The following is a 16,039-nucleotide window of genomic DNA, read 5'->3' as shown; positions in this document are numbered from 1 at the left end:
TTTTCACTGCTAAACCAAAAATTCAAAAAAAATGGCTACCCACAAACTTTTATATGATGATGAAATGGAAGATCCTTTCTCATTAGTGGCCATACATTGTAGTGAAGAGGATTATAAACTAGCCTACTTGCTAAACCAATTTTTAAACACGAAGTTTAAAAGAAGTGAAAAAGACTTAGATTTTTCATCTAATGGAAAAATAATCTTGTTTCCACTTTATGCTTATGAAGACTTAAAAGACTATAATAGCTTTTATTTGGTAGCGAATAAGTGTAAAATGATGGAGGCGAGTTTACAAAGTTCTGGAGGTTTGTTTTCTGAATCAGTTTCAGAGAAAGCAACAACTCATTATTTATTACCAGAAATGAAAAATGTAGATTACTTTTTAAAGATTCAAACGGATTATGGAAGTTTTCCTATTGAGTCTTTAATTTCAGAAGTCAATAAAATAAAACAAATTATTTCGGCCTATTCTGTAGAGACCGAAAAAATAAAATCTAAAAACAATTTAATTTTTGATTAAATGTCAAACCAAAAAAGAACTAAAATAGTTGCAACACTTGGTCCAGCAACAAATAGTGAAGAGACCATAAAAAATATGATATTAGAGGGTGTGGATGTTTTTAGGATAAACTTTTCACACGCCGATTACGATACTGTTAAGTCGAATATTGCAACAATTCGCAAACTTTCGGACGAATTAAGTCTTCATGTTGCCATATTAGGTGACCTTCAGGGCCCTAAACTTCGCGTAGGTGTAATGAAAGAAGAGGTTGTCCTGCAACCAGGAGATGAACTTAATTTTTGTACTGGTGAAGAATTTGAAGGCACAAAGGAGAAAGTCTATATGAATTACGACAATTTTCCTAAAGATGTTCAAGTTGGAGAACGAGTACTACTTGACGACGGTAAACTTATTTTTGAAGTTTTAAAAACTAATAAAAAGAATGAAGTAAAAGTAAAGGTTATTCAAGGTGGACCTTTACGCTCAAAAAAGGGTGTAAATCTACCAAATACTAAGCTTTCCCTTCCAGCACTTACACCAAAAGACAAAGCTGATGCTGTATTTGCAATAGAGCAACAAGTAGATTGGATTGCACTTTCTTTCGTACGAAATTCAGATGATTTAAAGGAGCTACAAGCTCTTATTGAAGCACATTGTGATTATAAAATTCCAATCATCGCAAAAATTGAAAAGCCTGAAGCTGTAAAAAATATTGACCGAATTGTAGCTTATTGCGATGGCTTGATGGTTGCTCGCGGGGATTTAGGAGTAGAAGTTCCAGCTGAAGAAGTGCCGCTAATTCAAAAAGAATTGGTTTTAACTGCCAAGCGCGCACGAATTCCTGTTATTATCGCAACTCAAATGATGGAAACAATGATAACATCATTAACGCCAACACGTGCAGAGGTAAACGATGTTGCCAACTCTGTAATGGACGGTGCAGATGCGGTGATGCTTTCTGGGGAGACTTCGGTAGGTAATTATCCCGTTGCAGTTATTAAAACAATGGCTAAGATTCTAAAAAGCGTAGAAAATTCCGATTTAATACGCGTACCACAAAATCCGCCACAAGTAAAAACTAACCGTTATATTACCAAGTCTATTTGTTATCACGCAGCATTGATGGCAAACGAAATTGAAGCTAAAGCAATTTGTACACTAACAAATAGTGGATATACTGCTTTTCAAATTTCAGCTTGGCGTCCCTCAGCGTTTATATTAGCTTTTACTAGCAATAAACGTATTCTTGCTCGACTAAATCTTTTATGGGGCGTAAAAGCGTTCTATTACGATAAATATGTGAGTACAGATGAAACTGTAGAAGATGTAAACAGAATTGCTTCGGATAAAGGATTTGTAAGCAAAGGAGATTATTTAATTAACCTTGCAGCCATGCCCATTGTAGATAAAGGAATGGTAAATACCTTGCGAGTTTCGCAGGTATAAGGTTTTTTTATAACAGACAAAAGAATGGTCCTCACAGACCATTCTTTGTTAATTTATTTATTTATCAATCCACTATCTCAACTTTTTCGATTTTCATTCCGTTTGCCTCTTTAGTGATAGTTACTGTATAACCAAAACCAGTAGTTTTGTAATTATAAACTATTTTTTTAAGCTTATTTTCATCACGCGAAATCACTAATTCACTTATAAAATCGGTTTTCTTTTTATTGTTGTTATGTTGCGTTTCAACATTAACACCCTTAGGATTTGGAAAGGCAAACACCCTTGGGATATTAAAAAGTTGCTGTGCGTTAAAAAATCCCTCGTGCCATTTATCTGTAGGTAAAATTATAGTCTCTGTATTTGTGGGCCTACTTGCCGTTCCGCCAGTAGCTTCAGAATAAACTACTTTAGGGAAATCTTTTTTGAGTTCTTCAGCATAATTTTTTGCAACTGCATTTTCTGCAGGAGGATAAAACCTAGACATAAAGCCATTAAAAGCGTACCCTATTTGGTTGTTAAATTCAACCTTATCCATGGCTCCATCTATCCCACCAACACTCATGGTTGTTTTTCCTTCGGCTTTTAAAATTTTCACTTTCGTACCCAAAGGCATTACAGCCAATTTTGAACTTTGTAAATTTGGAAATTCACGTAAAGTCAATCCACTTACAGCGGTGACATACATATAATCCGGAATTGTTTCTACTGGAATAGAATCGGTGGCGACAGTTTGAGTTTCTTCGTTGTTTTTTACATCACTTTTACAAGAAAATAATAATGCGAAACCTAAAAAGGCAAAAATAGAGATAGCTACAGTCTTCATAATTTGGAGTTTTTAATTAGTATAAAGGTAAGTAGCTTTTTTACATACTTAAAATTCTAGTTTTAATTGTACATCAATCGATTCGTTTGGGATAGATTTTTTAATTGACACCTCATTGTTTAGGTTCGAAATTGAAATTCCCAACAATCGTACCGACTCCTTCATTTTTTCTTGAAATAACAATTCTTTAACTACTTCTATAATCAATTCTTTAGACGATAAAAATAATGGAACCGTTTTACTACGAGTTTGTAAAGTGAAGTCGCTATATTTAATTTTAAGGGTAATGGTTTTCCCAGCAAGTTTGCGTTTTAGCATTCGCCCTTCCACCTCAGCTGCAATTTCCTCTAGGCGTTCCATCATAAAAATTTCTGATGAAATATTTTCTGAAAAAGTATGCTCGGCTGCTAATGATTTTTGTTTTCGAGTAGGCTTCACCATGCTGTTGTGTATCCCTCGAACCACATTGTAATAATGTAGTCCACTTTTTCCGAAGTGTTCATTTAAATATTCCAAAGATTGATTTTTTAAATCCATTCCTGTGAAAATCCCTAAACGATACATTTTTTCTTTGGTAACCTTTCCAACGCCATAAAACTTTTTTACATCTAGCGTTTCTAAAAATGGAATAACCTCTTCTGGATGTATTGTTTTTTGTCCGTTAGGTTTATTGATATCACTTGCTATTTTAGCTACAAACTTATTAACTGAAATCCCTGCAGAGGCATTTAAACCAGTCTTATCCTTAATTTTTTGACGAATTTCAGTCGCTATCATTGTAGCGCTCGGGTTTCCTTTTTTATTTTCAGTAACATCAAGGTACGCTTCGTCTAAGGAAAGCGGTTCGACCAAGTCAGTATATTCAAAAAAAATCTTTCTAATTTGTTTTGAAACTTCTTTATAGCGGTCGAAATTAGTGTTTACAAAAATGAGTTCCGGACAGAGTTTTTTTGCCGCTACGCTACTCATGGCACTCCGTACTCCAAACTTCCGAGCTTCATAACTTGCTGCACTTACTACTCCTCGTTCCGAACTACCTCCCACAGCAATTGCCTTACCTCGCAGTTCTGGATTATCCAACTGCTCTACAGATGCGTAAAATGCATCCATATCGATGTGAATTATTTTACGAACAATTAAAGACTCTTGCATAATGTAAATTTAATACCATCCAACAAAGTATTCAAAACTTGTAAGTATATTTATAGAATGAAAAAAACGGCTATTATTTTAGGAGCAACTGGACTCACTGGCGGCATTTTACTAGAAAAACTTCTAGAAGATGATACTTATGATAAAATTAAACTATTCTCTCGTAGTTCAGTGGGAATAAATTCACCTAAAATCGAAGAGTTTATTATAGATATGTTTCAGTTGGAAACTCATTCTGAAACTTTTAAAGCCGATGTTGTTTTCTGTTGCATAGGGACCACCAAGTCTAAAACGCCCAATAAAGATACTTATAAAAAGATAGACTATGGGATTCCTGTTGCTGCTGCAAAACTTGCAAAACAAAACGATATTAAAACATTTATCGTTATTTCGGCATTAGGTGCCTCAGAAAATAGTAATGTTTTTTACAATAAAACTAAAGGAGAAATGCAACGTGATGTTTTACTTCAGAAAATTAAAAACACTTACATTTTACAACCTTCGTTGATTGTTGGAGATCGAAATGAATCTCGGTTTGGAGAAAATCTAGCAGAGGTTTTTATGAAGGTTTTCGGGTTTTTAATTCCTGCGAAATACAAGATGATAGAAGCCGAAACAATTGCTGAAGCCATGCGTGTTTTATCGAAAGATGGTTATTCTGAAAAAATTATTACTTCTGAAAAAATTAAAGAAATTGTAGGCTAAAAATGTCTGTTCGAGCAGAGTTGAGGATTATTAAGAGGTGTCATCTGTGCTCAACCTGACAACGTAATATAGAAATAAACATGCAAGAAATAGAACGTAAATTCCTAATTACTTCCGAAGCTTTTAAAAAAGAAGCTCATAAGCGCACACGAATTGCACAAGGGTTTTTAAACACACATCCTGAACGTACTGTACGCATCCGATTAAAGGGAGATAACGGGTATATTACTATAAAAGGTAAGTCAAATAAATCAGGATTATCTCGCTTTGAATGGGAAAAGCAAATTTCTTTAAAGGAAGCTAAAGAATTACTTCTACTCTGTGAGAAAGGTATAATTGAAAAAACTCGTTACGAAGTTTCAGTAGGGGATCACATTTTTGAAATCGATGAGTTTACGGGAGAAAATGAAGGGTTAATTATGGCTGAAGTAGAACTTAATTCAGAAGATGAAGTTTTTACTAAACCTGAATGGTTAGGAAAAGAAGTTACAGGCGATATTCGATATTACAACTCACAACTGAGTTTAAATCCTTTTAAAAACTGGAAATAAAAAAACTGCCCTAGCAATAAATACTAGGACAGTTAATCAACTAACCAACCAAATCAAAAAAAAACTTTTATCTCCATCCACCCCCAAGGGCTTCGTATAAATCAACAATTGCTTGTAAACGATTATTTTTTGCTGCTACTAAATCTAAATTCGAACCTAGTGCACGTTCTTGTGCTGTTAACACCTCTAAATACGTACCCATACCATTGTCTAATAATTCCTCTGAGTACTCAGTAGCTAAATTATAGGCTTCGTTTTCACGTTCTTTAATTGAAATCTTTTCTGTTGCAGCCTCGATAGAATACATTGCATCAGAAACTTCCTTTCCAGCTATAAGAAGTGCATACTTAAAGTTCAACAACGCTTGTTCTTGTCTTGCTTGTGAAACTTCGTATTGCGTCTTAATCTTACGCCCGTTAAAAATTGGCTGCGTCAACCCACCTACAACACTAGCAAATAATGAATTCACATTAAAAAGTTTATCGAGATCCAAACTTTGGAAACCACCGTTAGCACTTAAAGTAAGTGAAGGATAAAAACTACTTCTTGCGACATTTGTAAGTTCAAAAGCATTTACCAAACCATATTCAGCTGCTATCACATCTGGTCTATTACTTAACAATTGTGAAGGAACTCCCGTTTCCAATGGAATTTCAATACTTTGATTATCTAAGGTACCTCTAGTGATTTGTTGAGGAGAACTTCCTAATAAAATAGATAAGGTATTTTCTACTAACCTACTTTGATTTTTCAGGTCTACCAGTATAGCTTGAGCCGTATACAACTGAGCTTCGGTTTGTTTCACTCCAGCTTCATTACCAATACCTGCATCCTTAAGAGCAATAGTGGTTTCAACTCCTTCAGTTCGAGCACTAATTGTTTCTTCGGTTACTCTAATCTGTTCGTCAATAGCTAAAAGCTGATAATATGTAGCTGCAATATTTGCCACCAATCTACTTTTTACTGCTTGGTGAGCCGCTACGGTTTGCAAATAAGTAGCATCAGAAGCACGCTTAGTACTTCTAATTTTCCCCCAAATATCTGCTTCCCATGAAAGTCCGCCAGATACCTCAAACTGATCTACCGAAGAGCTTTGACCAGGAAATCTACTTGATTCTGAAAGTTCCTGATGCACAACTCTAGCAGTACCATTCAATGTTGGGAAATATCCTGCTTTACCTTGTTTTACATAAGCCTCTGCTATTGCAATTTGCTGTAATGCAATACGGATATCCATATTATTATTAAGCCCTTCTTCTATATAACCTTGAAGTATCGGATCTGTAAAAATCTCTTTCCAAGACACTGTTGCCATAGATAAACTATCCTGAGGCAAGTTTTCAGTACGGAAATTATCAGATTCCACCACTGTTTCAGGTCTGCTGTATTCTTTCGCTACAAAACAAGATTGAAGCGTTAAGAAAGCCATTGCAATTGCAATTCCTTTTAAAAATTTCATAGTACGATTTCTTTTATTTTTCATCTTGAACTTCAACTTCAAATGTATCTGGGGTTTTATTCATTTTATCTTGTATCCATTGGAAAAAGATATATAGAATAGGAATAACAAATACTCCGAAAATAGTTCCAATTAATAATCCTCCTACTGCTCCTGTTCCAATTGCATTGTTACCACGTGCTCCAATACCTGTAGCAAAAACTAACGGTAAAAGACCAACGATAAAGGCAAACGATGTCATCAAAATAGGTCTAAGTCTAGACTTTGCACCTTCAAATGCAGCAGTCATACGCGAAAGTCCTGTTCTACGTCTTTGAAGCGCGAACTCAACAATCAGAATCGCGTTTTTCGCTAATAATCCAATAAGCATTATAAGTGCAATTTGGAAGTAAACGTTATTCTCCAAACCTGAAAACTTTGTAACTATATAGGCTCCAAAAACACCCACTGGCACAGAGAATATTACTGAAAATGGAATTAAGAAGCTTTCGTATTGTGCTGCTAGAATGAAATACACAAATAGTAATACAAGAATAAAAATAAATGTAGTTTGACTACCTGCTGAAATCTCCTCACGTGTAAGTCCAGAGAAAGCCACAGTATATTCCTGAGGTAAGTTTTGACTTACTTCTTGAACTGCTTTAATTGCATCTCCTGAAGAGTATCCAGGCGCCGCTGCACCGTTCACACTTGCAGAGTTAAACAAGTTAAATCTAGTTACCGATTGAGGTCCATATACTCTTTCTAGCGTGATGAACTCTGTAATTGGAGCCATTTCACCTTGTGAGTTACGTACGAATATCTGATTCAAACTTTCAACAGACGTTCTATCTTCTGGTAACGCTTGTACAAACACACGATACTGCTTTCCGTATCTAGAGAAATCGGCTGCGTAGATACTTCCTATATATCCCTGAAGGGTCGTAAGAATTGAACTCACGCTAATCCCAGCTTCTTTAGTTTTAGCAATATCAACATCTATTTCGTATTGCGGATAATCTGTATTAAATGAAGACTGCGCATACATAATTTCTGGTCTCTGCATTAGTTCTTGCAAATAGTTTTGGGTAGCAACACTTAGGTCGTTAAAACTACCACCAGTTCTATCCAAAACTTTCATTTCAAAACCTGAAGAGATACCGAAACCTGGTACACTTGGAGGTTGGAAAAATAGAATGTTCGCATCTGGAATAGTTGCAGCAATTCCAAAAAGTTTACCAGTAATTGCTTCTACCGATTTATCTTCATCTTCTCTTTCAGACCAATTATCTAATTTAATGAAACCAATCCCGTAGTTACTACCTGAACCACTAATAATACTAAATCCATTTACTAGCGAGATATCTCTAATTCCGGGAATATCTTTGATTTTTTCTTGTAATTCTTTAGTAACTCCAACTGTTCTATCTAATGAAGCCCCAGCTGGAAGTTCCACGTTGGCGAAAATAAGCCCTCTATCTTCATCGGGAACGAAACCTGTAGGAGTAGTATTAGAAGACCAAACGATTCCTACTACACAAATAATTAAGAAGACAACACTAATCCATTTGTGTCTATATAGAAACCTTAAAGATCTCATATACCTATCAGTTGTAACAGCAAATGCAGTGTTAAACTTGCTAAAGAAACGCCCTAACAGGTTTTTCTTTTTAACTTCTTCATCGTGAGTTTTAAGGAATATAGCACACAATGCTGGACTTAATGTCAATGCGTTTACTGCAGAAATCACAATCGCCACAATAAGCGTAACACCAAACTGTTCATAAAACACCCCAGTAGGTCCTGTAATAAAAGTTACTGGAATAAATACTGCTGCCATTACTAAGGTAATTGAGATAATAGCTCCAGTAATTTCATCCATTGCTGAATGCGTTGCTTTTAATGCTGTTTCTGCTCCTTCTTCAAGTTTAGCATGCACCGCTTCCACAACTACAATAGCATCATCCACCACAATTCCAATTGCGAGTACGAGTGCAAATAATGTTAACAGGTTTATTGAATACCCAAACATATTTAAGAAAAAGAAGGTACCTACAATAGAAACCGGTACAGCAATAGCAGGAATTAAAGTTGAACGGAAATCTTGTAAGAAAATAAATACTACCAAGAACACCAATAAGAATGCTTCTATAAGAGTTGTTATTACTTTACTAATCGAAGCTTCCAAAAACTCGTTAGAGTCAAAGTTAACTATATGTTTAACTCCTTTTGGGAAGTCTTTTTCCATAACCTCAAACTTCTCGTGCACAGTACGGATAATCTCCTGAGCATTAGAACCTGCTGTTTGATAGATTGCCATACTCACCCCTGGATTTCCATTGGTGAAAGAAATAGACCCATAGTTTTGAGCATCTAATTCAACCTCAGCAACATCTTTCAGCGTAAGGAACTTTCCATTTCCTAACGACTTAATTACAATTTCCTCATATTGAGAAGCTTCTTTATATCGACCGCTATAGGTTAAAACATATTCAAAAGACTCTGCATTGTTTTGTCCTAAAGACCCTGCTGCAGCTTCTCTACTTTGCTCTCTAATAGCAGCAGTAATATCGGCTGGCTCTAGATTATAAGCAGCTAATTTTTCTGGTTTTAACCAAATACGCATGGCGTAATCTTTACCACCAAATACGTTTACGCCCCCAACTCCATTAATCCTTTTCAACTCTGGGAGTACATTTATATTTAAATAGTTTTGAATATAAGTGCCATCATAATCTTCATTTTCAGAATAAACTGTAATAAACATTAAGGCACTAGTTTGTTGTTTTTGCGTAATTACCCCAGATTGAGTTACCTCTGATGGTAATAATGAAGTAGCACGTGCAACACGGTTTTGTACGTTTACCGCAGCAATGTCTGGATCTACGTCTTGGTCAAAAAACACGTTAATACTGGCACTACCATTATTACTTGCTGTTGAAGTAATGTAAGTCATCCCTTCTACCCCGTTAATCTGTTCCTCAATCGGAACAATTACACTCTCAAGTACTGTCGCAGCGTTTGCACCAGGATAGTTAGCAGAAACTTGTACGGTAGGTGGAGCAATTTCTGGATACTGGGTGGTAGGTAAGGTTGTAATACCTAAAACCCCCAATATTAATATGATAATGGAAACGACACTAGATAGAACAGGTCGTTCAATAAATTTCTTAATCATAGTTTCTTCTTATTTGAATACTTTTTCTAATCCTTTTGCAATACTGTCAAAATCTGCTGGCTGTGCAATAATTGGCGTTTGGTCTCTAAGCTTTCCAACTCCTTTTGCAACAACCTTATCACCTGGATTTATACCGTCTTTTACAATCACTAAGTTGTCTACACGATCCAAAATATTAATAGCACTTGTAGTGGCCAAGGTGTCTCCTTGTACTTTATAAACGTATGTAATCCCTTGTCTTTCATATGTAGCAGATGCAGGAACAACTGTTGCATTTTCATATGTATTTGGAAGTTGAATTCTTCCACTGTAACCGCTAGAAAGTAATCTATTTGGATTGTCAAAAACAGCTCTAAATGATACCGTACCCGTAGAAGGGTTTACTTGAGAATTAATAGTTTCTACAGTTCCTTCTTGATCATATAATGTACCGTTAGCCAATATCAAACGAACTTTCGGCAGGTTATTTATTTTATCCTCAAGAGTCTTTCCTTCATTCTTTTCGATAAAATCTAAATAAGCTTTTTCATTTAGTGAAAAGAATGCATATATCTTATCTATGTCGGCCACAGTTGTCAATGGCATTTGAGAAGATGGGCTAATTAAAGCTCCTTCTCTATAAGGAATAGAACCTACATAACCATCTACTGGGCTTTTAATGGTAGCATAACCAATATTTGCTGAGATAGAGTTATATGCACTTTGTGCTTGCGCTAATTTAGCTTTGGCTGTTTCAAGTTGAACACCGCTTATAATATTCTTCTCAACTAGTGGCTTTAGCTTGTTTACCTCAACTTGAGCTGCGTTAACATTTGCTCTTGCTGCAGCGGCATCCTGACTTAAAGATTGTGTTTCCAATCTAAAAAGTGTTTGTCCTTTTCTTACTTTTTGTCCTTCATCTACTAAAACATGAGTTATATAACCAGAAGTTTTAGCACGTACTTCACTATTAATTATACCTTCTAAACTTGTAGGATACGTAGCATAAGCTGTAACGGTTTGTGAAGGAACTGTTACCACAGGAAATGGTAGTGCCTGTGGAGCTCTTTGATTTTGACTCTGATCATTACCACAACTGGCAAAAAGCAAGCAAAGCCCTATGAAACCAGGAAGCAAATAAGTAAATTGTATTTTTTTCATCTTTGTATAATTAGTCGTTTTTATGGTTTTCAATTAGTTTTGATCGTAAGTTTATCATCATGCTAGAAGCCAGATTTAAATAGTTTAAATATTCGTAATGAAAGTTTATATCAAACTTCTCTTCTGAATCTTCTGGAAAACTTTTATTCATATCTGATTTGTAATCAATAATCTCTAAATGAATATCACGTTCCTCATTCCAACTACTTATCATCTCATCCATAGACTGCACCCAAGCGTTTGGACTTAGAATAAAGTACTTCTTGCGATCACCTGTTTTAGTGTAATATGTAATTCGATGAGAAGCTTGCAAAGTAGTGAGATGAGTAAAAATCGTGCTTTTACTCGCTCTAAGTTCACATACTAAGTTTTCAAAAGTCTCCCCTTTCTTACCTTTCAAAATTAGGCTAGCAAGTATTCGAGCTGCTAAAGGAGCTAATTGCTCCTTATGCTCCAAATGCACACCCATTCTTTCTATCAATTTATCTTTTTTACTCAAAATATTTTTTAAATAAGGCTGCAAAGATATGATTGGTTCGTAAAATACCGAACTAAACAGAGTTTAAATTTTTGTTAAAGTTATTTTGAATAAATAAACCTCTATTTAAATAGTATAAAATTTGATGTTTAAGGATTAAAATTATAAAAATTTAGAATGAACTTTATTCATACAATTTTATTTAACATAAATCTCTGTGAATACCGCAATTATAAGAGTTATTGCTCTTATTCTCAATACATTAAAACCCTGATTTTCCTTAAAAAATCCACGAATAATTAATAATTTCACGCGATAAATATTAATAACAATACAATGAAAAAATTTACTTACTAATTCTATTTATGGTAGCCACAATAGCTACAAATGCACAATCTGGTGTAGTAGACGAGTCTTTTGGAAACAATGGTTTTGTTAACACAGTAATTAATGGTACATATAATGTTACTCGAGCTACCGTGCTTCAACCAGATGGAAAAATTATTGTGGTTGGCCAAGCTGGGGAATCATCAACTTACATTGCAGTTGCTGCGCGTTTTAATACAGACGGATCAATCGACACTTCTTTTGGAGAGGATGGAAATGTACTTATGCCTATAGGCAGTATGAAATCATTCGCTACAGATGTAGCCCTTCAAGCAGATGGAAAAATCGTTATGAGCGAATACACTTGGGATAATGTTACAGGTAATATTTTTGCACTTCGCCTAAACACCGATGGAACTTTCGACAACACTTTTGGATCAAATGGAGTTGCACTTGTTGATAATGGATCTGATGTATCAGAGGCTGTAACTATACAAGATGATGGTAAAATATTGGTAGGTGGATATTCAAATGACAATTTCACAGTTGCCCGATTTAATACTGATGGTACCTTAGATTCCACATTCGGCTCTAATGGATGGTCCACTACAACTTTTCCTAATGCCCCAAGTTATGTGAAAAATGTAAAAGTTCAAGACGATGGAAAAATTGTACTTGGTGGTTTTTTGATAAACAATCAAAACACTTTTGAAATGGCACTTGCTAGAATAAACAGTGATGGTAGCATTGATAATAGCTTTGGAACTGTTGGAATGGTTTCGTTCAATATTGGGAATGGAAATGATTTTGGTGAAGCGCTTGCTATACAAGACGATGGAAAAGTAATCATTGCTGGATATTCTGTTCGTGAAACTGAATATATTCTTGCAATGGCACGTTTTGACACTAATGGAAACTTAGACAGTACTTTCGGAGTTGATGGTATGGTAAGTACAGATTTCAATCAGCGTGAAGATTACGGTACAGCAATCACACTTCAGCCAGACAATAAAATTATCCTTGCTGGTTACTCTTATGCTCCAACAGGAGGATCTGAAGTAATCGTTGTACGTTACGAAAACGAGGTTTTAGGTACTGAAGATTTTCAAAATGTTAGATTCAACTTATTCCCTAACCCAGCAAACAGCCAAATTACTGTTCAGCTTAGCGATGTTTCTACAAGCTACGAACTTGAAATCTACGACGTTTCAGGTAAGAAAGTTTACGCTTCAGAAATTCAAAGTACAACTAACATTAATGTTTCAGATTTTGCTTCTGGTGCATATTTAGTGAAACTAACTTCCGACAGCAACTCAAGCGTTGTTGGATTTGTTAAGCAATAATATTTAAAAAGGACCTAGAACTAAAAGATGTAGGACATAAGACAGCGTAGATTTAAAAAGGTTTTAGTTATGTAAATCCATTTTGTCCTACGTCTTAAGTTCTATTGTCTTAAGTCCTTTTTTTATTTATTGAAGTGTTTTAATTTGGATCCCCTCTTTCAACTCATTTCCTTCACTATCCACAACTGTTAGAATATAATTTCCTGGTTTTGGGGAAATAGCCAACTCGTGAAACGTTTCCGTTTTCCCGATATATTCTGAATCTAAATACCAATAAACTATATTTTCTGATGATCGGTGCGCAAGTTTAAAAATTACTTCGTTCACATTTTCATCAAAATTCTTCGGAAGCAACACTGTTTCATTTTTCTTTGGATATATAAAAGCCATCAACTTTTCACCATCCTGTCTACAATTAGGCGCAAAAGGCGGCAAAGGATGATATTCTGGATGAAGAGACGCGTAAAAATATTCCATAACCGGCGGTAGCACAAACCAATTCTTTTGAACCATTTCTGAAAGGGAATAACACGAAGAATTAACCCGATAATTTTCCGAAGCATTTAAAAATACGGTTTGATGGTACGGACAAGCTTCGGTTCTTGCACCGTTTGTTGGAATCCATTCCGTTTTTATTTCGTCACAAAAAAGTCCAGCGAGATGACCGCTTTTTGCACAAATTTCAACCTCAACTAATTCATCATACGGAATATTAAACCATCCGCTTTGTGGCAAAACATTCAAAACATCAAACAAAATGGGAGCTGCAGCTTGAATTCCAGTTAAACCCGGTCGTCCTTCGCCATCGGCATTTCCCACCCAAACGCCTATTGCGTAATTTGGCGTAACCCCAACGGCCCACGCGTCTTTAAAGCCGTAACTGGTTCCTGTTTTCCAAGCGAGTGGTTGACTGCTTGTGAAAAACTCCCAATTTTCTTCACCGCTCGGACGGTTCACTTTTTGCATTGCATCGAAAGTTTCATAAATTGCTCCCGCATTCCAAACCGAAGGATTTTGCTGAATTTTTCCGAAGTCAATTTCCTCGTGATCTTTCACATAAACGGGTTCCACAAATTCATTTTTTCGGTATTCGCTGGAAGAAGTGTTGAAGAAATTTAAAGTTGAAGCCATCCCCGCATACGATCTTGTAATATCCCATAAGCTGCTTTCCGCGCCGCCCAAAATCATAGACAAACCATAATAATCTGCAGGTTTATCGACAGACTTTTGATTCATTTTCTCAAGAATATTATAAAACCGCTGTAAACCAAAATCTCGTAACATTCGCACCGCGGGAATATTAAGCGAACGAGAGAGAGCAACGCTTGCAGGAACTGCGCCGTTAAATTGCTTGTCGAAATTTTCAGGTGTATATCCATTCACCGAAGTTGGAACATCAGCCACCAAAGTATTCGGAAGAATCTCTCCAGTATCAAGCATTGAAGTAAAAAGAAACGGTTTTAAAATACTGCCTGTGCTTCGCGGTTTTTCGATAATATCCACAAAATTGTTGTGCTCGACGGTTGTTGGGGAATTACCAACGTATGCCAATACCTCTCGTGTATTTACATCCATAACCAAAACGGCAAGGTTGTGAATTTGGTTTTGGCTCATAATATAATTGTGTTCCTTAGCAATATCGCTCACTTTTTTTTGAAGTGAAAAATCAATTGTGGTTTTAATACGTCTTCCGGGATGCTCCTTTCTTATTTTTTCAGTTAGGTGAGGTGCGAATTCTGGTAATGACAATGGTTTTCCTGGTAGTTTTTCATCCAAAGCCAATTGATAGGTAGTTTCATCAATGACTTGATTTTGAAAAAGTTTCAATAAAAGAGCATCTCTTTTCTTTTTCAAAATTTCTTCGTTTTTCCCGGGAAAAATAAGCGATGGCGCATTTGGCAGCACGGCTAATGCAGCCGATTGTCCCCAACTCAATTCGCTCGCGGGAATCCCGAAATAGCGCCAGGATGCAGTTTCCAGGCCCACCACATTTCCACCAAAAGGCGCATACGAAGCGTATAAATTCAGAATCGATTTCTTTTTATAACCTGCCTCCAAACGCGTGGCTTGAAAGATTTCAATTATTTTTTCAAAATAAGTGCGTTCTTTATTTTGTCGAGAAAGACGGATAACTTGCTGGGTAATTGTACTTCCGCCACGGCGGGAATTAGTAGTAAGGTTATTCCAAAGTGCTTTTGAAATGGAAACCGGATTAAAGCCGGGATGCCAATAAAAATGCTCGTCTTCAAAATAAAGTATGCATTTTTCAAACCGTTCCGGCACAGAATCCATCTGCGGAAAACGCCACTGCCCATCATCGGCAATTCGTGCCCCGAGCATTTCGCCAGAGCTACTTTCGGCAACTGTAGCAGTGGGAACGTTGAACAAAGGTGACGGAAGGCAGAAAAGCCAAACCATAAATAAAACTAGCAGGATACTTAGTTTTATTTTGTGGGTTTTTATGAGTTGTTTTATGGTTGCTAATTTCAATTTCAAGTCTTAAAATCAATAATGAAGCCGAATGTTAGACAGAGCTTGTCGAAGACTCAATCAATACCCTTCGACAAGCTCAGCGTGACAAATTTGTTTCAATATTATGTGAGAGTTCGAGTGTCAGTCTGAGCCTGTCGAAGACGGGTTTCTTTTATCAAGATGCCCATATTCAGTATAATTCTTTGAAAATTCTATTAAATCTTGGCAATTCTCTTCAATCAATGCAGTTTTCTTTCTTCGTGACCAACCTTTTATCTGTTTTTCAATCCTTATTGCTTCCGTTGGATTTGTACATTGCAAGTGCCATTTTAGCACTACTGGTCTCCTTTTAAAAGTATAGCAATCTTTTTTTATTCCTTCATTATGCTGCACAAGTCTGCGTTCTAATTCATTTGTTATTCCTGTGTAATAGGAATTATCGGAGCATTGAAGGATATATGTAAAATAGAATTTCATA

Annotated in this window: 13 protein-coding genes; 5 read left to right on the top strand and 8 right to left on the bottom strand. The window is 35.9% G+C overall.

The features are described 5' to 3' along the window. Positions 1-31: 31 nt before the first annotated feature. A complete protein-coding gene (locus RT250_RS05145) occupies positions 32-523 on the top strand; it encodes an IPExxxVDY family protein (protein WP_313112743.1) in 492 nt (163 codons plus the stop codon). Further along, positions 524-1,951: a pyruvate kinase gene (gene pyk, locus RT250_RS05140; protein ID WP_313112741.1), complete on the top strand. Its 1,428-nt coding sequence runs from the start codon at positions 524-526 to the stop codon at positions 1,949-1,951. Positions 1,952-2,015: 64 nt separating this feature from the next. Here the strand turns inward: pyk and RT250_RS05135 are convergent, their stop codons facing one another. After that, positions 2,016-2,777, bottom strand: coding sequence for an SH3 domain-containing protein (locus tag RT250_RS05135; RefSeq protein WP_313112739.1), 762 nt, complete (start codon positions 2,775-2,777; stop codon positions 2,016-2,018). Positions 2,778-2,825: 48 nt separating this feature from the next. After that, positions 2,826-3,929 (bottom strand): DNA polymerase IV, encoded by a 1,104-nt coding sequence (dinB, locus tag RT250_RS05130; protein WP_313112737.1) that lies wholly within the window; start codon positions 3,927-3,929, stop codon positions 2,826-2,828. A gap of 57 nt (positions 3,930-3,986) precedes the next feature. Here dinB and RT250_RS05125 point away from each other — a divergent pair, with 57 nt between their 5' ends. Both RT250_RS05125 and RT250_RS05120 read left to right on the top strand, forming a co-directional pair. Continuing rightward, a complete protein-coding gene (locus RT250_RS05125) occupies positions 3,987-4,634 on the top strand; it encodes an NAD(P)H-binding protein (protein WP_313112735.1) in 648 nt (215 codons plus the stop codon). Positions 4,635-4,714: 80 nt separating this feature from the next. Further along, complete coding sequence (locus tag RT250_RS05120) at positions 4,715-5,185, top strand: CYTH domain-containing protein (protein WP_313112734.1); 471 nt, start codon at positions 4,715-4,717, stop codon at positions 5,183-5,185. Positions 5,186-5,252: 67 nt separating this feature from the next. Here RT250_RS05120 and RT250_RS05115 read toward each other — a convergent pair whose 3' ends face one another. Genes RT250_RS05115 through RT250_RS05100 form a run of 4 tightly spaced genes read right to left on the bottom strand, consistent with a single transcriptional unit; the run spans position 5,253 to position 11,440 of the window. Further along, positions 5,253-6,644, bottom strand: a complete 1,392-nt coding sequence (locus tag RT250_RS05115) for an efflux transporter outer membrane subunit (protein ID WP_313112733.1) — start codon at positions 6,642-6,644, stop codon at positions 5,253-5,255. 13 nt (positions 6,645-6,657) lie between these two features. After that, positions 6,658-9,801: an efflux RND transporter permease subunit gene (locus RT250_RS05110; protein WP_313112732.1), complete on the bottom strand. Its 3,144-nt coding sequence runs from the start codon at positions 9,799-9,801 to the stop codon at positions 6,658-6,660. Between the two features lie 9 nt (positions 9,802-9,810). Next, a complete protein-coding gene (locus tag RT250_RS05105; protein ID WP_313112730.1) occupies positions 9,811-10,941 on the bottom strand; it encodes an efflux RND transporter periplasmic adaptor subunit in 1,131 nt (376 codons plus the stop codon). A gap of 10 nt (positions 10,942-10,951) precedes the next feature. Beyond that, positions 10,952-11,440 (bottom strand): GbsR/MarR family transcriptional regulator, encoded by a 489-nt coding sequence (locus RT250_RS05100; protein ID WP_313112728.1) that lies wholly within the window; start codon positions 11,438-11,440, stop codon positions 10,952-10,954. A gap of 344 nt (positions 11,441-11,784) precedes the next feature. On the opposite strand from RT250_RS05100, the gene RT250_RS05095 reads away from it, so the two are divergent. Then, on the top strand, positions 11,785-13,089 hold the full coding sequence (locus RT250_RS05095) for a T9SS type A sorting domain-containing protein (RefSeq protein ID WP_313112727.1): 1,305 nt from the start codon (positions 11,785-11,787) through the stop codon (positions 13,087-13,089). 126 nt (positions 13,090-13,215) lie between these two features. Here RT250_RS05095 and pbpC read toward each other — a convergent pair whose 3' ends face one another. Together pbpC and RT250_RS05085 are read right to left on the bottom strand one after the other, a co-directional pair. Beyond that, a complete protein-coding gene (gene pbpC / locus RT250_RS05090) occupies positions 13,216-15,507 on the bottom strand; it encodes a penicillin-binding protein 1C (RefSeq protein ID WP_313113059.1) in 2,292 nt (763 codons plus the stop codon). 195 nt (positions 15,508-15,702) lie between these two features. Continuing rightward, complete coding sequence (locus tag RT250_RS05085; protein ID WP_313112725.1) at positions 15,703-16,038, bottom strand: GIY-YIG nuclease family protein; 336 nt, start codon at positions 16,036-16,038, stop codon at positions 15,703-15,705. Position 16,039 lies beyond the last annotated feature (1 nt).

Source organism: Aequorivita sediminis (genome assembly GCF_032080575.2).
Lineage (GTDB): Bacteria > Bacteroidota > Bacteroidia > Flavobacteriales > Flavobacteriaceae > Aequorivita > Aequorivita sediminis.
The sequence above is the reverse complement of the archived record's forward strand: the minus strand, read 5'-3'. Positions and strand labels throughout refer to the sequence as shown.